An 18,181-nucleotide genomic window follows, 5' to 3' on the forward strand; every position below is an offset into this window, starting at 1 on the left:
GTTTAAGTTACCGTTCAGTAAAACGGGCTGTGGAAAACCACACAGGTCCATGGAGCGGACCGACGGGCACGAGCGGCGCGACATGGCCGACACCACCACACCCCGGGACGACGGCCGGCCCGCCGGAGTCGCACACTGGACGTCATGGATGACGAGCTCGCGATCTCCGTACGGGGGCTGCGCAAGGCGTACGGCGACAACGTCGCGGTGGCGGGGGTGGACCTCGACGTCCACCGCGGCGAGGTGTTCGCCCTGCTCGGCCCGAACGGCGCGGGCAAGACCACCACGGTGGAGATCCTGGAGGGCTACCGGCGGCGCGACGCCGGCGAGGTGCGCGTGCTCGGCGCCGACCCGGCCCACCCGGACGCGGGCTGGCGCTCCCGCGTCGGCATCGTGCTCCAGGGCACCGGCGAGTTCGACGAGCTGACCGTCGCCGAGGTGGTCCGGCACTTCGCCGGCTTCTACCCCGACGCCGACGACCCGGAGAAGGTGATCGAGCGGGTCGGGCTGGGCGCCAAGGCCAGGGCGCGCACGCACACCCTCTCCGGCGGGCAGAAGCGCCGGCTCGACGTGGCGCTGGGCATCGTCGGCCGCCCCGAACTGCTCTTCCTCGACGAGCCCACCACCGGCTTCGACCCGGAGGCCCGGCGCGAGTTCTGGGAGCTGATCCGCGACCTCGCCGCCGCCGGCACCACCATCGTGCTCACCACCCACTACCTGGACGAGGCCGAGGCCCTCGCCGACCGGGTCGGTGTGATTGCCGCCGGCCGGGTGGTCGAGGTGGCCCCGCCGAACCGGCTGGGCAACCGCCAGGAGGCGCTGGCGACGGTCTCCTGGCGTACCCCGGACGGGACGCCGGAGACGGCGGAGACCGCGACGCCGACGGCGCTGGTGGCGGAGCTGGCCGCGCGCTTCGGCGGCGAGGTCCCCGGCCTCACCGTGACCCGGGCGACCCTCGAAGACGTCTACCTGCGGATGATCGGACACTGATGACCACCACGACGAAGCCGGCCGCCCCGGTCGCCGCCGCCGGAGGCCGCCGGCCGGGCGGGGGCGCGCTGGCCCTCCGGCAGGGCCGGCTGGAGATCACCCAGTTCCTGCGCTCCCGGGAGTCCGTCGTCTTCACGATGGGCTTCCCGGTCATCATGATCCTGATCTTCGCGGCGATCTTCAACGACGAGATCGCGCCGGGCGTCAGCTACACGCAGTACTTCATCACCGGAATGATCGCGACCGGCCTGATGACGGTGAGCTTCCAGAACCTCGGCATCTGGATCCCGATCGAGCGGGACCGGGGCGTGCTGAAGCGCTACCGGGGCACCCCGATGCCGAAGTGGGTCTGGTTCGCCGGCAAGGTGCTCATGGTGGTGGCCATCGGCATCGCGGAGACCGCGCTGCTGCTCGCCGTGTCGGTCGCGCTGTTCGACCTGACGCTGCCGGACACCGCCGCCCGCTGGGCCACCTTCGGCTGGGTCGCCGTCCTCGGCGTCACCGCCTGCACCCTGTGCGGCATCGCCATCTCCTCGCTGGCCCGCACCGCCCGCAGCGGCTCGGCCGTGGTCACCCCGGTCGCCCTGGTCCTCCAGTTCATCTCCGGCGTGTTCTTCGTCTTCACCAGCCTGCCGAGCTGGATGCAGCAGGTCGCCGCGCTCTTCCCGCTCAAGTGGATGTGCCAGGGACTGCGGTCGGTCTTCCTGCCGGACAGCTTCGGGGCGCAGGAACCGGGCGGCTCGTTCGAGCTGGGCCGGGTCGCCCTGGTCCTCGGGCTCTGGTGCGTGATCGGCCTGGTGCTCTGCCTGACCACCTTCCGCTGGACCACCAAGCGCGACGGCTGACGAGGCAAGGAAGGGGCCCCTGTTATCGCCTGACGTATAACAGGGGGCCCTTCCTCACTCCGCGGGTGGCACACTCGCCGGCATGGCTCACATCCTGACCCGGCGCACCCTGCTGGGCGCCGCCGCCGGGGTGGCCGGCGTCGGGCTGGTCGGCGGGCTCGCCGCCCGGCAGCTCGCCGAGCCCCGGCCCGGGCCGGCGCCCGCCGTGCCGGACGTGCCGGCCGGGGAGGAGCGGTTGATCCGGATCGCCTCCGGGGCCCGCGGCCGCGAGGTGGACTTCTGGACGGCCGTGCCCGAGGGGTACGGCGACGGCCGCGGCCTCCCCGTCTGTCTGGTGCTGCACGGCGCCTCGGCCACACCCCGGGACTACGGCCGGTTCGGGCTGGCCCGGTTCCTCACCGAGGCGGTACGCCGCGGCGCACCGCCCTTCGCGCTGGCCGGGGCCACCGGCGGCCGCCTCTCCTGGCGCCGCTCCGGCGACGACGACCCGCAGCGGATGGTCCGCGAGGAGCTGCCCACCTGGTGCGCCCGGCGCGGCTTCGACAGCAGCCGGCTCGCCGTCTGGGGCTGGTCGATGGGCGGGTTCGGGGCGTTGCTGCTCGCCGAGGCGTACCCGGAATGGCTGCGGGCGGTGGCTGCCTTCTCCCCCGCGGTCCGCCCGGGCGACGCGGTCTTCACCGGTGTGGACCGGCTGCGCGGCACCCCGGTCGGCCTCTGGTGCGGCCGGCAGGACGCCTTCCTCAAGGACGTCCGTGCACTGGCCCGGGCGCTGCCCGAACCCCCGGTACGCGCCGCCTGGGCCGACGGCCGGCACAACTTCGCCTACTGGGGCACGGTCATCCCGGGCGCGTTCGCCCTGCTCGGCGCGGCCCTGACCCCGAACCGGAAAGCGTGACGCCCCCGACCGGGGCGGCCGGGGGCGTCAGGCGCACGGCTCAGTAGCTGTAGAAGCCCTGGCCGGTCTTGCGGCCCAGGTCGCCGGCGGTGGCCATGCGCTGGAGCAGCTCCGGCGGGAAGAACTTCTCGTCGGCGGTGTCGGTGTAGATGTTCTTGCTGGCGTTGAGCAGCACGTCCACGCCGGTCAGGTCGACCGTGGCCAGCGGGCCCATGGCGTGGCCGAAGCCCAGCTTGCAGGCCGTGTCCAGGTCCTCGGCGGAGATCACGCCGGACTCGACCAGCTTGACCGCCTCCATGGCGAGGGCGCAGATCAGCCGGGTGGTGACGAAGCCGGCGATGTCCCGGTTGACGACCACGACCGTCTTGCCGATCTCCTCGGCGAACGCCTTGGCGGTGGCCAGGGTCGCGTCGCTGGTCTTGTAGCCGCGGACCAGCTCGCAGAGCTTCATCATGGGCACCGGCGAGAAGAAGTGGGTGCCGACGACCGACTCCGGGCGCTCGGTGGCGGTGGCGATCTGGGTGACCGGGATGGCCGAGGTGTTGGTGGCCAGCACGGCGTCGGACTTGCAGATCTTGTCCAGCGCGCGGAACACCTCGTGCTTGATCTCGACCTTCTCGAAGACCGCCTCGACGACGATGTCCGCGTCGGCCGCCGCCTCCAGCTCGGTCGTCGGGGTGATCCGGGCCAGGGTCGCCTCGACCTCGGACGCCTCGATCTTCCCCTTCTCGGCGAACTTCTCCAGCGACTTCCGGATGCCGTCGACGCCCCGCTTGGTGGCCGCGTCGTCCAGGTCGCGCAGCGTCACCTGCCAGCCCGCCTGCGCCGCCACCTGGGCGATGCCCGCGCCCATCAACCCGGCACCGACGACCGCGAGTCGACCCGCCATCTGCTTCTCCCTCGCTGCGAATGAGTGTCTGCCAGCACCCTAATCCGCGAGGCTGAACGACTGCTAAGGGCGGTCCCTCAGATGGCGAGGTCGGGCTCCTCGGGGGCGGTGCCGCGCTCCACCTCGACGCCGAGGGCCCGCAGGTCGGCCACGAAGTCCGGGTAGCCACGATCGACGTGGTGCACGTGCGAGACCTCGGTGACGCCCTCGGCGCAGAGCCCGGCGATGATCAGGCCGGCGCCGGCCCGGATGTCGGTGGCGCGTACCGGGGCGCCGGAGAGGCGCTCGTGGCCGCACACCAGGGCGTGGTGGCCGTCGGTCTTGATGTCCGCGCCGAGCCGCATCATCTCGTTGGCGAACATGAACCGGCCGTCGAAGATGTTCTCGGTGATCAGCGAGCCCCCGTCGCTGACCGCGGCCAGCCCGATCGCCATCGGGAGCAGGTCGGTGGCGAAACCCGGAAAGGGCAGGGTGACCACGTCGACGGCCTTCGGCCGGTCGTCCATGCGTACCCGGAAGGCGCCGCCGCGGGTCTCCACCAGACCGCCGGCCGAGACCAGCTTGTCCAGCGCGACCTCCAGGTAGGTCGGGTCGACGCCGGTCACGGTCACGTCGCCGCGGGTCATCGCGGCCGCGAACGCCCACGTTCCGGCGACGATCCGATCCCCCACCGTGGCGTGCCGCACCGGGCGCAGCTCGGGCACCCCGACGATGTGCAGGGTCGAGGTGCCGGCCCCCTCGATCCGGGCGCCCATCCGGTTCAACATGGTGCAGATGTCGACGATCTCCGGCTCCCGCGCCGCGTTGTCGATCGTCGTGGTGCCCCGGGCCAGCACCGCCGCCATCACCAGGTTCTCGGTGGCGCCGACGCTCGGGAAGTCCAGCAGGATGTCCGCGCCGTGCAGTCCGTCCGGGGCCTCGGCGATGACGAAGCCGTGCTCGCCGGAGATCTCCGCGCCCATCCGGGACAGCCCGGCGATGTGCATGTCCAGGCCGCGCGAGCCGATGGCGTCACCGCCGGGGTGGGCCACCCGCACGTACCCCCGGCGAGCCAGCAGCGGACCGAGCACGCAGATCGACGCGCGCAGCCGGCGGACCAGGTCGTAGTCGGCCTCCGCACCCGGTTGTTCCGGCACGTCGATCACCACCGACCGGGACCGTTCCACCCCGCCGCGGGCCACCATCGGGTCGACCGGGTCGTCGGCGGCGAAGCGTACGGCGCAGCCGAGCCGGCGCAGCACCTCGCCCATGATGGCGATGTCGGTGATCCGGGGAACGTTGGTGATGACGCTGCGCCCGGGGGCGAGCAGCGCCGCCGCCATCAGCTTCAACGCTGAGTTCTTCGCCCCGACCACGTGCACGGTGCCGGCCAGCCGGGCCTCACCGAGCACCCGGATGACGTCGACGTCGTTGACCGCCGGGTCGCCGGCGTCGCCCGGCCCCACCCCGGCCGACCAGCCGGCGCGGGCCGGCCGCGCCGGGATCGTCAGGTCCGGTATCCGTAGGCTGTGCGTCATGGCCGTCCACCTCACGCGCATCTACACCAAGGCCGGCGACGCCGGCATGACCAGGCTGAACAACAACGAGCAGGTGCCGAAGACCGATCCGCGGATCGCCGCGTACGCGGACGTGGACGAGTGCAACGCCGCGATCGGCGTCGCGCTCGCCCTGGGGCAGCTCCCCGACGAGCTGCGGGCGGTGCTGGGGTCGATCCAGAACGACATGTTCGACGTCGGAGCGGACCTGGCCACCCCGGTGGAGCCCGATCCGAAGTACCCGCCGCTGCGGGTCACCGAGGAGTACGTGGAGCGCCTTGAGGGCTGGTGCGACGAGTACAACGCGCGCCTGAGCAAGCTCGACTCCTTCATCCTCCCCGGCGGCACCGCTGGCGCGGCGCTGCTGCACGTGGCACGGACGACCGCCCGGCGCGCCGAGCGTGCGGGGTGGGCGCTGGTCGCGCACGATCCGGATCGGACCAGCACGCTCCCGGCAAAGTATCTCAACCGGCTCTCCGATCTGCTCTTTATCCTGTCAAGAACGGCAAATCCGGATGGGGATGTGGTATGGGTGCCGGGCGGCAACCGCTGACCGTGGGCGCGCTGCACCACGTGGAGGTCTGGGTACCCGATCTCGTCGCTGCCAGGCGTAGTTGGGGCTGGCTCCTCGGCGAGCTGGGCTGGACGCCCCACCAGGACTGGCCGGCCGGCCGCTCCTGGCGGCTCGGCCCGACCTACCTGGTCCTGGAGGAGTCCCCGGCGCTCACCGGGCGCACCCACGATCGGCGCGCGCCGGGCCTCAACCACCTGGCCTTCCACGCCGGCCCGCCGGCCGCCGTGGACCGGCTGGTCACCGCCGCGCCGGAGCACGGGTGGGAGCTGTTGTTCCCGGACCGCCATCCCCACGCCGGCGGCCCGGAGACCTACGCCGCCTACCTCTCCGACACCCAGGGGTACGAGGTCGAGCTGGTCGCCGACGTGGGCTGAATCCTGGCGAAGTTTCCGGTCGCTGCCGCCCGCTCCGGATACGCCGCTGGCCGGCACCCCCGTTGTTCGGGGGTGCCGGCCAGCGGTCGTTGTTCAGGTCAGCTGTTCCAGTGCTGGTGGACGATGTCGGTGGCCTGCTGCTCCCACTGGGCGTAGGCGTCCGGGTAGGCCGAGACCTGCACGGTCTGCGCGGCCTCGGTCAGCGGCATGTCCTGCCAACCGTCGACCTGCTTGAGACCCTTGAGGAACGCCAGCGTCGAGTACTCGGGGTTGGTGATCTGCTCCGGCGTGCCCCAACCCGAGGTCGGGCGCTGCTGGAACAAGCCCAGCGAATCGTGATCGTTGGCGTCACCGAGGTGACCCAGGTTCTCCAGCTTCGACTCCTGCAGGCTCGTGGCGATCGAGATGACCGCGGCCCGCTCGGGCAGGCCGGCCTTCTTCGTCGCCGCGATGATCGCCTTGGCGTTCGCGGTCTGCTCGTCGTTCAGGTCAATCTTGGACTGGGCGCCCTGCACACTCACGGCGACCGGCTTGGTGCTGTTCACCGGCTCAGCGTGGGCGGCGACCGGACCGGCGAAGATTCCACCGGTGAAGGCCAGACCAGCAATACCCAGCACGCTCTTACGCAGCATCGTGTTCATGGGGGATGGCTCCATTCGGGGGTTGGCGCACACACGCCGACGGGGGTCGACTCAAGGTGGTGTGCGCAAGCACCGTCAGGCGCTCACAAGGGGAAAGTCTTGGGGGGATCATCCAGCGCGCGGGGCGGGGCCTCTTCGCGGCGCCGGGACCATGTGTAACGACCGCCGGCCCACCATCATTCCGGGCCCGGGACACCCGCCTGGCGGGCTGTCCTTCCTCGGTCGTTCACGGGGATACAACGACCCCCACCCGCCGGCCATTCCGCCGCCGGGATGCCGCCGGTCACCCCACGAACCGGACACCCCGCCCAAGTCCGGACGGTCGGTGGAACGCCATGGAGGTATCCCGGCCCGGGAGACACACGTGGCGTTCCACTCAGCGGACGAGGGCATGCGCAAACCGGACATTCACCCCACGCCAAGGTACAGTCGTCGGTACCCGAGCGGGCCGGGCGAGGTCAGGCGGCGGGCCAGTCCTGGGAGGCCAGACGCGGCGAGGCCGCCCCGGGTGGGGCGGCCTCGAGCCAGGAGAGGAAGCCGGTGACCGTGGACCGTGCCATGGCGATCTCGACCGGGGCGTGGTTGCTGGTGCAGCGCACGATCACCCAGTCGGCCGGCATGGAGAGCCGCTCCTGCCCCTCGGGCAGCCGGCGCCGCTCCACCGCGAGGGTCTTACGGGAGAGCACCCGCTTGGGACGCAGGGCGAAGCTGAACATGCGGTACCAGCGGAGCTCGTCGCCGACGAAGCGGCCGAAGCCGGGCGACCAGCCCCGGCCGTCGAGGATCGTGGACACCCGGACGCTGAGCCGGATGATGCCTCCGCTGCGAGTGAACAGGGCCCGCCGGATGAAGAGGATCAGAAGCGCCGCAAAGACGACCGCGACGCCGATTCCGATCCCTTCCACGATCTCCATCGGCGGGTCGGCTCAGCGGGCCGGGGTGGCCGGGGTGGCGCTCTCGGCGAGGACGGTCACGCCCTCACCGGACACCGACAGGAACCCGCCCGCCACATCGTACGCGAGCTGCTCGCCGCCGGCCTGCTTGATGCGAACCTGGCTGGGCTCGGCGAGCTGGCCGAGCAGGGGCGCGTGCCCCGGCAGCACACCCAGCTCACCTTCGGTCGTGCGGGCGACGACCATTTCGGCATCGCCGGACCAGATCTTCTCCTCGACGGCTACGAGCTCGACGTGAAGCTGCTGTGCCACGCTGTCTCCTTGCTGCGGCGGCGGATTGCCGAAAGTCTAGTCGCGCCCCCGAAGCCCACCCAACGCGGGTGGCGAGAGCTGCGCCACGGTCACGCCTACGAGCCCCGGCACCCGCCGCGGCCCGCTGGCGCTCACGCTACTTGCTCTTCTGCTTGAAGTCGGGGTGCTCCAGCAGGAACGCGTCGACCTGCTCGTTGCGCAGCGCCGCGAAGAAGTCCTCGGCGGCCGGCAGCAGGCGCTCTCCCTGGTATCCCCGGCTGGTCTCGACCGGGCCGCCGGGCAGCTTGATCGTCTCGATCGACTCGGCCCGGATCCCCTTGAGGGCGAGTGCGAAGTCGACCACGCTGTTGCCCCGGCCGTTGAAGACCAGCGACTGGCCGGCCGCGCGGAGCACCCGGTCCAGCTTGACCGGGTTGGCCACCACGTCGGCGCTGAACGCCTGGCTCACCATCGCCTTGATGAACTGCTGCTGGTGTCGCTGCCGGCCGTAGTCGGCGTCGGGCACGCCGTTCTTCGGGTAGCGCTGCCGGACGTAGTCCAGCGCCTGCCAGCCGTTGAGGTGGGCGTTGCCCTTCTTGTAGACGGCCTGCGGGCCGAGGTAGCCACCACCGCCCGGCTTGAGCTGGCGCGGCGTGCCGTCCGGCTGCAGGTGCTCGGACTTGACGTCCCGCTCGATGTTCATGTCGACGCCGCCCATGGCGTCGACGATCTTCTTGAAGCCGGTGAAGTTGATGATCGCCCCGGCGTCGAAGCGCTCGATCCCGGTGACCTGCTGCACGGTCTTGGCGAGCAGCTCGAAGCCCTGGGCGGCGCTCGGGTTCTGCCCGGCAACAGCGCTGCCGTGCGACATGGCGGCGTTGATCCGATCGGTGCCGCCGGAGTAGTTGGCCTTGGGGAAGTCGGGGATCTCCACCCGGAGGTCGCGCGGCAGCGAGAAGAGGTAGCCGCGGTCCATGCCGGCCGGCACGTGCAGGATCATGATCGAGTCGGCGAGCGGGCGGGTCCTCGGGTTGCGGGGGTCGATGCCCACCAGCAGGATGTTCAGCGGGCCCTTGATGTCGCTCTTCTTCTCCTGGGCCCCGGCCGCCTGGTCACCGAAGAGGTCACCCTTGCCGACCGCGCCCTCGTAGCGGGCGACCAGCGCGTGGTAGCCCACCAGCACGGAGCCGCTGAGCACCATCATGACGACGCCGAGGATGGTGCAGACCCGGGCCCACCGCGGCACGCCACGCCACCGGGACCGCTTGCCGCGGTCCGTGCCGGCCTCACCCACGAGCATCTCCAATCGTCACGCCCACGACTGGTAGACGGGCGCGCGGATCTGTTTCGTTGCAGAGATCAAACGCTCATGATGTGAACGTCGTGTCACGAACGGTACCGCGCGGTCTGGCGAACCGCTTCCCCGCGAACCGGGCATCTGGTAACGGGGGACCACGAACAGGCAGAGGCCGCCCCGACGTTCGTCGGGGCGGCCTCTGTGGAGTGTGAGCGGGCTCTCAGCCCTCCATCAGCTCCTTGGCCTTCTTCTCGAGGTCCTCCAGACCGCCGCACATGAAGAACGCCTGCTCGGGGAAGTGGTCGTACTCGCCCTCGCTGATCTTCTTGAACGCCTCGATGGTCTCGCTGATCGGGACCGTCGAGCCCGGCACGCCGGTGAACTGCTCGGCGGCGTAGGTGTTCTGCGACAGGAAGCGCTCGATCCGGCGGGCGCGGCCCACCGTGACCTTGTCCTCCTCGGAGAGTTCCTCGATGCCGAGGATGGCGATGATGTCCTGCAGGTCCTTGTAGCGCTGCAGGATCCGCTTCACCTCGGTGGCGACCTGGAAGTGCTCCTGGCCGACGAACTCCGGGGCGAGGATCCGGGACGAGGACGCCAGCGGGTCCACGGCCGGGTAGATGCCCTTGTCGGAGATCGACCGCTCCAGGTTGGTGGTCGCGTCCAGGTGGGCGAACGTGGTGGCCGGCGCCGGGTCGGTGTAGTCGTCGGCGGGCACGTAGATCGCCTGCATCGACGTGATGGCCTGGCCCCGGACGGAGGTGATCCGCTCCTGGAGCTCGCCCATCTCGTCGGCCAGGGTCGGCTGGTAACCCACGGCGCTCGGCATGCGGCCGAGCAGCGTGGAGACCTCGGAACCGGCCTGGGTGAAGCGGAAGATGTTGTCGATGAAGAGCAGCACCTCCTGCTTCTTCACGTCGCGGAAGTACTCCGCCATGGTGAGCGCGGAGAGGGCGACCCGCAGCCGGGTGCCCGGCGGCTCGTCCATCTGGCCGTAGACCAGCGCGGTCTTGTCGATGACGCCGGACTCGGTCATCTCGGCGATGAGGTCGTTGCCCTCACGGGTGCGCTCACCCACGCCGGCGAAGACCGACGTGCCACCGAAGTTCCGGGCCACCCGGGTGATCATCTCCTGGATGAGCACCGTCTTGCCCACGCCCGCGCCGCCGAACAGGCCGATCTTGCCGCCCTTGACGTACGGGGCGAGCAGGTCGATGACCTTGATGCCGGTTTCCAGCATCTCGGTCTTCGGCTCCAGGTCCGCGAAGGCCGGGGCCTTGCGATGGATGCCCCAGTGGTCGTCCGGGGTGAGCGTCTCGCCCTCGGTGAGGTTGAGGACCTCGCCGATCGCGTTGAACACGTGGCCCTTGACCGCGTCGCCCACCGGAACCTTGATCCCCGAGCCGGTGTCGCGCACCTCGGAGCCGCGGACCAGGCCGTCGGTCGGCTGCATCGAGATGGCGCGGACCATGTTGTCACCCAGGTGCTGGGCGACCTCCAGGGTCAGCTTCTTCTCGCCGCCGGAGAGCGTCACGTCCACGTGCAGGGCGTTGAACAGGGCCGGCATGGCGTCGCGCGGGAACTCGGCGTCGACGACCGGGCCGATGACCCGGACCACGCGACCCGTGGCCGTCTTGGTCTCTACTGGGGCAGTCATCACACTTCACTTCCCGACGCGGCCAGCGCGTTCGCGCCGCCGACGATCTCGCTGATCTCCTGGGTGATCCCGGCCTGGCGGGCCGTGTTCATCTCACGCGTGTACTTCTCGATCATCTCTTCGGCGTTGTCGGTGGCGCTCTTCATCGCCCGCCGCCGGGCCGCCGACTCGCTGGCCGCCGACTCGATCAACGCCGCGTAGATCCGCGTGTTGATGTACTTCGGCAGCAGCGCGTCGAGCAACGCCTCCGCCTCCGGCTCGAACTCGTACGCCGGCAGCAGGCCCTCGGACCGCGGGCGGTCCTCGACCTGCATCGGGCCGATGATCTTCGCGACCGGCGTCTGGGTCATCAGGGACTTGAACTCGGTGTAGACGATGTGCAGCTCGTCGATCCCGAGCACCCCGTCCGCCCCGGCGTTGCCCTCCGCGTCGTCCGCGCCGGCCGAGAACGCCTTGATCAGCGTCTCGCCCACCTCGCGGGCGTCGGAGAAGCCCGGCTGCTCGGAGAAGCCCGTCCAGCTCGCCGCGATGTCCCGGTTGCGGAACCGGTAGTACGTCACGCCCTTGCGGCCGATGACGTAGAGCACCGGCTCCTTGCCGTCGGCCCGCAGCCGGGCGATCAGCGACTCGGCGGTCCGGATCGCGTTGGTGCTGTAGCCACCGGCCAGCCCACGGTCGGCCGTGACGAGCAGGACGCCGGCCCGCTGCACCCGCTCGCGCGGGGTGAGCAGCGGGTGGTCGATCCGCGCGTTCGAGGCCAGCGCCGTGAGCACGCCGGTGATGGCCTTGGCGTACGGAAGCGAAGCCTCCACCCGGGCCTGGGCCTTGGCGATGCGGCTCGTCGCGACGAGCTCCATCGCCTTGGTGATCTTCTTCATCGACTTCGCCGAGCGGATCCGTTGACGAAGAACGCGAACCTGCGCGGCCATCGTCAGCTCTCAGCCGGGCGGTCGGTCGTGCCGTCGCGGAAGCGGGTCACCGTCTCGCGGTTCTCCTCGCCCTCGAGCGGCGCGGCCGGGGCCTCGTTGATCCGGGCCTCGTCCTCCTTGCCCAGGAAGACCTTCTTGAACTCGGTGATGGCCGAGTCGAGCGAGCTGACGATGTCGTCGCCCCACTTGTTGTCGGCGATGCCGGCCAGGACGCCCTCGTGCTTGTGCCGGAGGTACTGGAGGAACTCCGACTCGAAGCGGCGGACCTCCCCCACCGGGATGTCGTCCAGCTTGCCCTCGGTGCCGGCCCAGACCGAGACGACCTGCTCCTGCACCGGGTACGGCGAGTAGTTCGGCTGCTTGAGCAGCTCGACCAGGCGGGACCCGCGCTCCAGCTGGGCCCGGGAGGCCTTGTCCAGGTCGGAGGCGAAGGCGGCGAACGCCTCCAGCTCGCGGAACTGGGCCAGGTTGAGCCGGAGCGAGCCGGCGACCTTCTTCATCGGCTTCACCTGCGCGGCGCCACCGACCCGGGAGACCGAGGTGCCGACGTTGATGGCCGGCCGGACGCCCTGGTTGAACAGGTCGGTCTCCAGGAAGATCTGGCCGTCGGTGATGGAGATGACGTTGGTCGGGATGAACGCCGAGATGTCGTTCGCCTTGGTCTCGATGATCGGCAGGCCGGTCATCGAGCCGCCGCCCAGCTCGTCCGAGAGCTTGGCGCAGCGCTCCAGCAGCCGGGAGTGCAGGTAGAAGACGTCACCCGGGTAGGCCTCACGGCCCGGCGGGCGGCGCAGCAGCAGCGATACGGCGCGGTACGCCTCGGCCTGCTTGCTCAGGTCGTCGAAGACGATCAGGACGTGCTTGCCGCCGTACATCCAGTGCTGACCGATGGACGACCCGGTGTACGGGGCGAGGTACTTGAAGCCGGCCGGGTCGGAGGCCGGGGAGGCGACGATGGTGGTGTACTCCATCGCACCCGACTCCTCCAGGATGCCCTTGATGGAGGCGATCGTGGAGGCCTTCTGGCCGATGGCGACGTAGATGCAGCGGACCTGCTTCTTCGGGTCGCCGGAGCGCCAGTTCTCCCGCTGGTTGAGGATGGTGTCCAGGGCGACCGTGGTCTTGCCGGTCTTGCGGTCACCGATGATCAGCTGCCGCTGGCCCCGGCCGACCGGGGTCATGGCGTCGACGGCCTTGATGCCGGTCTGCAGCGGCTCGTCGACGGACTGGCGGGCCATCACGTTCGGGGCCTGGAGCTCCAGCTCGCGGTAGCCCTCGTTGGCGATGTCGCCGAGACCGTCGATCGGCTGGCCGAGCGCGTTCACCACGCGGCCGAGGAAGGCGTCGCCGACGGGCACCGAGAGCACCCGGCCGGTGCGCTTGACGCGCTGCCCCTCCTCCAGCTTCGCGGAGTCACCGAGAACGACGACACCGATCTCCCGGACGTCGAGGTTGAGCGCCACGCCCAGCGTGCCGTCCTCGAACTCCAGGAGCTCGTTGGTCATGGTCGAGGGGAGGCCCTCGACGTGGGCGATGCCGTCACCGGTGTCGGCGACGGTGCCGACCTCCTCGCGGGAGACGTCGGCCGTGTAGGAGGAGACGTAGCGCTCCAGGGCGCCGCGGATCTCCTCCGTCGAGATGGTCAGCTCGGCCATCCTCTGCTTCCTTAAGTATCAGGGGCCCGGGATACCTAGTACCGACCGGTCCGATGGCGTCGAATCAGGGCTGCTATGACGCTGATCAGCGCTTCGCGAGCGCGTTGCGGGTCTCGTTCAGGCGGCGCAGGACGGTGCCGTCGTACAGGTCGGAGCCGACCCGCACACTCACCCCACCGAGCACGTCCGGGTTCACCGTCTGCTTGACGGAGACCTCCCGACCGTACATCTGGGAAAGGCGGGCACCCAGGCGTCGCTCCTCCTCGTCACTCAGCGGGGCAGCCACGGTCACGTACGCGACCTGGCGGTCCCGCCGGTCGGCGGCCAACTCGACCAGCCGGGTGAGCGCCCCGGTGAAGGAGCGTCCCCCGAAGCCGGCGAGCGCGGCCCCGACGAGGTAACCGGTGATCGGCCGGGCCTTGTCGGCGAGCAGTTGGTCGGCCAGGGTGGCCCGCTGCCCGGCCGGGGCCATCGGGTCGGAGAGCGCGTTGGACAGCTCCGGGGAGCCGGAGACGACCTGCCCGAAGCGGAACAGCTCGTCCTCGACCTCGCCCAGCTCGCCGGCCTTGTCGGCGCTCGCCAGGAGCGCCTCGATGCCCAGCCGCTCGACGCCGTCGAGCAGTTCCGACGGCGCCGACCAGCGGCCGGAGACGAGCGAGGCGAGCAGGTCGAGCGCGTCGGCGCCGATCCGGCCGCGCAGCATGTCGCCGAGCAGGCCGGTCCGGTCCGCCCCGGACCGGGCCGGGTCGGAGAGCGCCCGGCGCAGCCGCGGCTCGCGCCGCAGCAGGGCGGCGACGGAGAGGATGTCGTCGGCGGCGGCGGCCACCGCCGACGGCTCCGCGCCGCGGGCGTACTCGTCGAGGCGGTCCGCCGCGACCTTGTACGACTCCCGGCTGGCGGCCTGCATCAGCGGGCCCCCGTGCTCTCGAGACCGCTCAGGAACCGGTCCACGGTGCCCTTGCGACGCGCCTCGTCGACGAGGGACTCGCCGACGATCTTGCTCGCCAGGTCCACCGCGATGGTGCCGACCTCGGTGCGCAGCTCGCGCACGATGGTGGCCCGCTCCGCGACGAGCTGCTCCTTGCCGGCCGCGATGATCCGGTCGGACTCCTCGCGCGCCTTGGCGAGGATGTCCTGGCGGATGCCCTCGGCGTCGGCCCGGGCGTCGTCGCGGATCTTGGCGGCGTCGGTACGCGCCTCCGCGAGCTGGGCCCGGTACTGCTCGAGCAACTGGTTCGCCTCGGCCTGGGCGGCCTCGGCGCGCTTGATGCCGCCCTCGATCGCGTCGACCCGGGCCTGGAACGTCTGCTCCATGCGGGGGAAGACGAACTTCATCAGCACGAAGCAGAGCACGATGAAGGCGATGCCCCCGACCACGATCTCCTCCCAGGCGGGAATGATCGGGTTGTGGGCCGCTTCACCACCCTCAGCGGCGAGGAAGTACATGGGAAACCTCCCGGTCAGAGGGGGTGGATCAGGCGGCGGTGCCGGCCCAGATGAAGCCGAAGGCGATGCCCAGCAGCGCGAGCGCCTCGATGACGGCGAAGCCGATCCAGACGTACGGGAGGGTCATCCGGGACGACTCCGGCTGGCGGGCCGTCGACTGGATGTAGGCCGAGAAGACCAGGCCCACGCCGATGCCCGGGCCGATGGCGGCCAGGCCGTAACCGATGGCAGCGGTGCTGCCCGTTACCTCGGCAAGGATGCTCATTGCGGTTCCTCCTGGTTATCACGCGTGACGGTCACGCGGGACGACAACGGTTGGTGCGAAAGACTGTGGATCAGTGCTCTTCGGCGAGCGCACCCTGCACGTAGCTGGCGGTCAGCACCGTGAAGACGTACGCCTGCAGACAGATCACCAGGAACTCGAGGAAGGTCAGCGCGATCGTCATCACCCAGGACAGCACCGAGACCGGCGCCAGCCAGGCGTTGGCGCTGATCATGGCGAAGCCGCCGAGCGTGAAGACCAGCAGGAGCATGTGGCCCGCGAACATGTTCGCGAAGAGACGGACGGCCAGCGAGAACGGCCGGACCAGGAACGTCGAGAAGAACTCGATCGGGATCAGCAGCGGCAGGATGTACCAGGGCGCAGGCGGGATCAGCGAGTTCTTGAAGTACTTGACGAAGCCGTGGTGCCGGATGCCGATCCAGTTGAACATCACGTAGCTGATCACGGCGAGGAACGCCGGGAAGGCGATGTGCGAGTTCGGCGAGATCTGGAAGAACGGGATGATCGCGAACGCGTTGGTCAGCAGGATGAAGCAGAAGAGCGTGGTGAAGTACGGCGCGAACCGCACCCCCGCGTGCCCGATCATGTCGACCGCGATGTTGTTCCGGACGAAGCCGTAGACCGACTCGGCGAACCACTGCTTCTTCGTCGGCACCAGCTTCGGGTTGCGGTAGCTGAGCAGGAAGAACAGGATCAGGACCCCAACGGCCAGCCAGACCATGAACGTGATCTTGGTGAACCAGTAGTTGTCGTGCGCACCCCAGGGCAGGATGCTGGGCAGGTAGAAGTCCTCCACACTGGGTGGGAATTCCGCCTGGCCCTGAGCCAGGACGTTCGCCTGTCCGAACACCGCGTCCCTTCCTAAGTAGGCGTGCCCAGTCGGCGGACGACCAGGACGATCCCCCCGGCCATACCGAGCACGATCCCGATTCCGGTGGCGATGCCGCCGGTGTCGAGCCACTGGTCGACCAGCCAGCCGATGAACCCCCACACGAGCATGCCTCCGATGAGGTAGCTGAGCGCGGTCCAACCCTGGCCGGCACCGGACGGAACGTCGCCCGGGCCGCCAGTGCTGGGGGGTTTCTGGTCACCGGCCATGACGGGGCGAACGATATCAGTCGAGCCGAAGAGGCTGTGCCTCACCCCCCGCACAACCTTGTTGTGTGGGACACGGGCGGGCGAAGTCGTCTGGAGGCACGCTACTCCCCTCCCGCCACTGAGAGAATGACCGATCGCGGACACTCTGGCGCGCCGTCCGCAGGGTGGGACGGATCAGCGGTGGGCGCGGCGGGCGTGCACCGTGGCCAGCCACCAGATGTGCACCCCGGTCCAGACCACCACGCCCGCGGCGATGCCCAGGGCGAACGGGACGAGCCCCGACCAGCCGGTCGACGCGACCAGCACCATCACCCCGCCGAGCAGGGTCATCTTGGCGACGTAGACGCCGAGCCCGAACGGGAGCACGAGCTGGGGGTCCCGGGCGTCGGCCCAGGCCAGCACCACCGTGGTGAGCGTGTAGCTGACCGCCGTGACGGCCACTCCGGCCGCCGCGCCGAGCGCGCCGTCCGCGCCCCGGGCCAGCCCGCCGGCCACCGCCGCCACGGCGGCCATCAGCACCGAGGCGACCACCAGCACCGGCAGGTGGCGCAGCCGCCAGCCCCGGTCCGCCGCCGCCTCCGCCGCGCGCGTCCCGGGCTCAGCCACGGGGGTACGCCGGGAAGGCGCCGACCAGCTCGGTCACGTCGCCGGCGATCCGGCCCAGCTCGTCCGCGCCCCCCGGCGACTCCGGGTCGGTGCGCACCGCCCGGGCGATCAGCGTGGCGATCCGGCGCATCTCCCCCTCGCGCATGCCCTGGGTGGTGACGCTCGGCGTGCCGACCCGGATGCCGGAGGCCACCATCGGCTTCTGCGGGTCGTACGGGATGGCGTTCTTGTTCAGCGTGATGCCGGCGGCGTCGCAGCGCGCCTCGGCCGCCGCCCCGGTCACCCCGGTGTCGCGCAGGTCGATCAGGGCCAGGTGGGTGTCGGTGCCGCCGGAGACCGGCCGCATGCCCTCGGCGGCCAGCCCGCCGGAGAGCGCCTGGGCGTTGCTGACCACCTGGGAGGCGTACGCCCGGAACTCGGGCTGGGCGGCCTCGCGCAGGGCGACCGCCTTGGCGGCGACCGCGTGCATCAGGGGACCGCCCTGCGTGAACGGGAAGACGGCCTTGTCGATCCGGGCGGCCAGCGGCTCCCGGCAGAGGATCATGCCGCCGCGCGGGCCGCGCAGCACCTTGTGAGTGGTGCAGGTGACCACGTCGGCGTGCGGGACCGGGGACGGGATCGCCCGGCCGGCGACCAGCCCGATGAAGTGCGCCGCGTCCACCATCAGGTACGCCTCGACCTCGTCGGCGATCTCCCGGAACCGGGCGAAGTCGATCAGCCGCGGGTACGCCGTCGCGCCGCAGATGATGAGCTTCGGCCGGTGCGCGAGAGCCAGGTCGCGCACCTCGTCGTAGTCGATCAGCTCGCTGTCCCGCCGGACGGTGTAGCCGACCGGGTGGAACCACTTGCCGGAGAAGTTCACCCGGCTGCCGTGGGTGAGGTGCCCGCCGTGCGGCAGGTCCATGGCCAGCACGGTGTCGCCCGGCTGCACCAGGGCGGCGTACGCGGCCAGGTTGGCGCTCGCGCCGGAGTGCGGCTGGAGGTTGGCGTGCTCGGCCCCGAACAGCTCCTTGGCCCGGGCGATGCCGAGCTCCTCGGCCCGGTCCACCTCGGCGCAGCCGCCGTAGTAGCGGCGGCCCGGGTAGCCCTCGGCGTACTTGTTGGTCAGCGTGGAGCCCAGGGCGGCCAGCACCGCCGGCGAGGTGAGGTTCTCACTGGCGATCAGTTGCAGGCCGCCGCGCAGCCGCGCCAACTCCCCCAGCACCACCTCGGCGATCTCCGGATCGGCGGCGCTGAGCTGCTGGAAGTCCGGCCCCCAGAAGGTGTCCCTCGCGTTCTCCACA

21 protein-coding genes are annotated in these 18,181 nt (G+C 70.6%); 5 read left to right on the forward strand and 16 right to left on the reverse strand.

Annotated elements, in window-relative coordinates:
* The first annotated feature begins 144 nt into the window (after positions 1-144).
* The 3 genes from ACFYPD_RS00860 to ACFYPD_RS00870 all read left to right on the forward strand — a co-directional run bounded on the left by ACFYPD_RS00860 (position 145) and on the right by ACFYPD_RS00870 (position 2,730).
* On the forward strand, positions 145-990 hold the full coding sequence (locus ACFYPD_RS00860; RefSeq protein WP_387107326.1) for an ABC transporter ATP-binding protein: 846 nt from the start codon (positions 145-147) through the stop codon (positions 988-990).
* Positions 990-1,835 carry an ABC transporter permease gene (locus tag ACFYPD_RS00865; protein WP_387107329.1) on the forward strand — a complete coding sequence of 282 codons (846 nt, stop codon included), beginning with the start codon at positions 990-992 and terminating at the stop codon, positions 1,833-1,835. Before ACFYPD_RS00860 ends, ACFYPD_RS00865 begins: the two co-directional genes overlap by 1 nt.
* A gap of 82 nt (positions 1,836-1,917) precedes the next feature.
* A complete protein-coding gene (locus ACFYPD_RS00870; RefSeq protein ID WP_387107332.1) occupies positions 1,918-2,730 on the forward strand; it encodes an alpha/beta hydrolase in 813 nt (270 codons plus the stop codon).
* Positions 2,731-2,770: 40 nt separating this feature from the next.
* On the opposite strand, the gene ACFYPD_RS00875 is transcribed toward ACFYPD_RS00870, so the two are convergent.
* Positions 2,771-3,619: a 3-hydroxyacyl-CoA dehydrogenase family protein gene (locus ACFYPD_RS00875; RefSeq protein WP_387107334.1), complete on the reverse strand. Its 849-nt coding sequence runs from the start codon at positions 3,617-3,619 to the stop codon at positions 2,771-2,773.
* Positions 3,620-3,696: 77 nt separating this feature from the next.
* Positions 3,697-5,136 (reverse strand): UDP-N-acetylglucosamine 1-carboxyvinyltransferase, encoded by a 1,440-nt coding sequence (gene murA, locus ACFYPD_RS00880; protein WP_387107336.1) that lies wholly within the window; start codon positions 5,134-5,136, stop codon positions 3,697-3,699.
* On the opposite strand from murA, the gene ACFYPD_RS00885 reads away from it, so the two are divergent.
* A complete protein-coding gene (locus ACFYPD_RS00885) occupies positions 5,135-5,707 on the forward strand; it encodes a cob(I)yrinic acid a,c-diamide adenosyltransferase (protein ID WP_387107339.1) in 573 nt (190 codons plus the stop codon). The genes murA and ACFYPD_RS00885 overlap by 2 nt on opposite strands.
* A complete protein-coding gene (locus tag ACFYPD_RS00890; protein WP_387107342.1) occupies positions 5,683-6,102 on the forward strand; it encodes a VOC family protein in 420 nt (139 codons plus the stop codon). The genes ACFYPD_RS00885 and ACFYPD_RS00890 overlap by 25 nt, the downstream gene beginning before the upstream one ends.
* Positions 6,103-6,200: 98 nt before the next feature.
* Here ACFYPD_RS00890 and ACFYPD_RS00895 read toward each other — a convergent pair whose 3' ends face one another.
* The 14 genes from ACFYPD_RS00895 to glyA all read right to left on the reverse strand — a co-directional run bounded on the left by ACFYPD_RS00895 (position 6,201) and on the right by glyA (position 18,180).
* Positions 6,201-6,743, reverse strand: coding sequence for a hypothetical protein (locus ACFYPD_RS00895; RefSeq protein WP_387107343.1), 543 nt, complete (start codon positions 6,741-6,743; stop codon positions 6,201-6,203).
* Positions 6,744-7,201: 458 nt separating this feature from the next.
* Positions 7,202-7,657, reverse strand: coding sequence for a DUF2550 domain-containing protein (locus ACFYPD_RS00900; protein ID WP_387107346.1), 456 nt, complete (start codon positions 7,655-7,657; stop codon positions 7,202-7,204).
* A 12-nt stretch (positions 7,658-7,669) separates the two neighbouring features.
* Positions 7,670-7,948 (reverse strand): F0F1 ATP synthase subunit epsilon, encoded by a 279-nt coding sequence (locus ACFYPD_RS00905; protein ID WP_387107348.1) that lies wholly within the window; start codon positions 7,946-7,948, stop codon positions 7,670-7,672.
* Between the two features lie 136 nt (positions 7,949-8,084).
* Positions 8,085-9,227 carry an LCP family protein gene (locus ACFYPD_RS00910; RefSeq protein WP_387107350.1) on the reverse strand — a complete coding sequence of 381 codons (1,143 nt, stop codon included), beginning with the start codon at positions 9,225-9,227 and terminating at the stop codon, positions 8,085-8,087.
* A 217-nt stretch (positions 9,228-9,444) separates the two neighbouring features.
* Entirely contained in the window at positions 9,445-10,881 is a 1,437-nt protein-coding gene (gene atpD / locus ACFYPD_RS00915) for a F0F1 ATP synthase subunit beta (RefSeq protein WP_387107353.1), read from the reverse strand.
* Positions 10,881-11,810 (reverse strand): F0F1 ATP synthase subunit gamma, encoded by a 930-nt coding sequence (locus ACFYPD_RS00920; protein ID WP_387107354.1) that lies wholly within the window; start codon positions 11,808-11,810, stop codon positions 10,881-10,883. The genes atpD and ACFYPD_RS00920 overlap by 1 nt, the downstream gene beginning before the upstream one ends.
* 2 nt (positions 11,811-11,812) lie before the next feature.
* Entirely contained in the window at positions 11,813-13,465 is a 1,653-nt protein-coding gene (gene atpA, locus ACFYPD_RS00925; RefSeq protein WP_387107357.1) for a F0F1 ATP synthase subunit alpha, read from the reverse strand.
* Positions 13,466-13,550: 85 nt separating this feature from the next.
* Positions 13,551-14,372: a F0F1 ATP synthase subunit delta gene (locus tag ACFYPD_RS00930; protein ID WP_387107360.1), complete on the reverse strand. Its 822-nt coding sequence runs from the start codon at positions 14,370-14,372 to the stop codon at positions 13,551-13,553.
* A complete protein-coding gene (locus ACFYPD_RS00935; RefSeq protein ID WP_387107362.1) occupies positions 14,372-14,911 on the reverse strand; it encodes a F0F1 ATP synthase subunit B in 540 nt (179 codons plus the stop codon). The genes ACFYPD_RS00930 and ACFYPD_RS00935 overlap by 1 nt, the downstream gene beginning before the upstream one ends.
* Positions 14,912-14,939: 28 nt before the next feature.
* Positions 14,940-15,176: a F0F1 ATP synthase subunit C gene (locus tag ACFYPD_RS00940; protein ID WP_151461930.1), complete on the reverse strand. Its 237-nt coding sequence runs from the start codon at positions 15,174-15,176 to the stop codon at positions 14,940-14,942.
* Between the two features lie 70 nt (positions 15,177-15,246).
* The gene (gene atpB, locus ACFYPD_RS00945) at positions 15,247-16,044 is read right to left on the reverse strand and encodes a F0F1 ATP synthase subunit A (protein WP_387107364.1); all 798 of its coding nucleotides are present in this window, start codon (positions 16,042-16,044) and stop codon (positions 15,247-15,249) included.
* Positions 16,045-16,055: 11 nt separating this feature from the next.
* On the reverse strand, positions 16,056-16,292 hold the full coding sequence (locus tag ACFYPD_RS00950) for an AtpZ/AtpI family protein (RefSeq protein ID WP_387107366.1): 237 nt from the start codon (positions 16,290-16,292) through the stop codon (positions 16,056-16,058).
* A gap of 174 nt (positions 16,293-16,466) precedes the next feature.
* Positions 16,467-16,898 carry a hypothetical protein gene (locus tag ACFYPD_RS00955; protein WP_387107368.1) on the reverse strand — a complete coding sequence of 144 codons (432 nt, stop codon included), beginning with the start codon at positions 16,896-16,898 and terminating at the stop codon, positions 16,467-16,469.
* Positions 16,891-18,180 carry a serine hydroxymethyltransferase gene (glyA, locus tag ACFYPD_RS00960; RefSeq protein ID WP_387107370.1) on the reverse strand — a complete coding sequence of 430 codons (1,290 nt, stop codon included), beginning with the start codon at positions 18,178-18,180 and terminating at the stop codon, positions 16,891-16,893. The genes ACFYPD_RS00955 and glyA overlap by 8 nt, the downstream gene beginning before the upstream one ends.
* Between the last annotated feature and the right edge of the window lies 1 nt (position 18,181).

The organism is Micromonospora sp. NPDC005299, from assembly GCF_042872345.1.
Taxonomy (GTDB): domain Bacteria; phylum Actinomycetota; class Actinomycetes; order Mycobacteriales; family Micromonosporaceae; genus Micromonospora.

Excerpts from the sequence above, each read along its gene's own strand:
- ACFYPD_RS00860 (WP_387107326.1), top strand. The coding sequence starts at position 145 with ATGGATGACGAGCTCGCGATCTCCGTACGGGGGCTGCGCAAGGCGTAC.
- ACFYPD_RS00865 (WP_387107329.1), top strand. The coding sequence starts at position 990 with ATGACCACCACGACGAAGCCGGCCGCCCCGGTCGCCGCCGCCGGAGGC.
- ACFYPD_RS00870 (WP_387107332.1), top strand. The coding sequence starts at position 1,918 with ATGGCTCACATCCTGACCCGGCGCACCCTGCTGGGCGCCGCCGCCGGG.
- ACFYPD_RS00875 (WP_387107334.1), bottom strand. The coding sequence starts at position 3,619 with ATGGCGGGTCGACTCGCGGTCGTCGGTGCCGGGTTGATGGGCGCGGGC.
- ACFYPD_RS00885 (WP_387107339.1), top strand. The coding sequence starts at position 5,135 with ATGGCCGTCCACCTCACGCGCATCTACACCAAGGCCGGCGACGCCGGC.
- murA (WP_387107336.1), bottom strand. The coding sequence starts at position 5,136 with ATGACGCACAGCCTACGGATACCGGACCTGACGATCCCGGCGCGGCCG.
- ACFYPD_RS00890 (WP_387107342.1), top strand. The coding sequence starts at position 5,683 with ATGGGTGCCGGGCGGCAACCGCTGACCGTGGGCGCGCTGCACCACGTG.
- ACFYPD_RS00895 (WP_387107343.1), bottom strand. The coding sequence starts at position 6,743 with ATGAACACGATGCTGCGTAAGAGCGTGCTGGGTATTGCTGGTCTGGCC.
- ACFYPD_RS00900 (WP_387107346.1), bottom strand. The coding sequence starts at position 7,657 with ATGGAGATCGTGGAAGGGATCGGAATCGGCGTCGCGGTCGTCTTTGCG.
- ACFYPD_RS00910 (WP_387107350.1), bottom strand. The coding sequence starts at position 9,227 with ATGCTCGTGGGTGAGGCCGGCACGGACCGCGGCAAGCGGTCCCGGTGG.
- atpD (WP_387107353.1), bottom strand. The coding sequence starts at position 10,881 with ATGACTGCCCCAGTAGAGACCAAGACGGCCACGGGTCGCGTGGTCCGG.
- ACFYPD_RS00920 (WP_387107354.1), bottom strand. The coding sequence starts at position 11,810 with ATGGCCGCGCAGGTTCGCGTTCTTCGTCAACGGATCCGCTCGGCGAAG.
- atpA (WP_387107357.1), bottom strand. The coding sequence starts at position 13,465 with ATGGCCGAGCTGACCATCTCGACGGAGGAGATCCGCGGCGCCCTGGAG.
- ACFYPD_RS00930 (WP_387107360.1), bottom strand. The coding sequence starts at position 14,372 with ATGCAGGCCGCCAGCCGGGAGTCGTACAAGGTCGCGGCGGACCGCCTC.
- ACFYPD_RS00935 (WP_387107362.1), bottom strand. The coding sequence starts at position 14,911 with ATGTACTTCCTCGCCGCTGAGGGTGGTGAAGCGGCCCACAACCCGATC.
- ACFYPD_RS00940 (WP_151461930.1), bottom strand. The coding sequence starts at position 15,176 with ATGAGCATCCTTGCCGAGGTAACGGGCAGCACCGCTGCCATCGGTTAC.
- ACFYPD_RS00950 (WP_387107366.1), bottom strand. The coding sequence starts at position 16,292 with ATGGCCGGTGACCAGAAACCCCCCAGCACTGGCGGCCCGGGCGACGTT.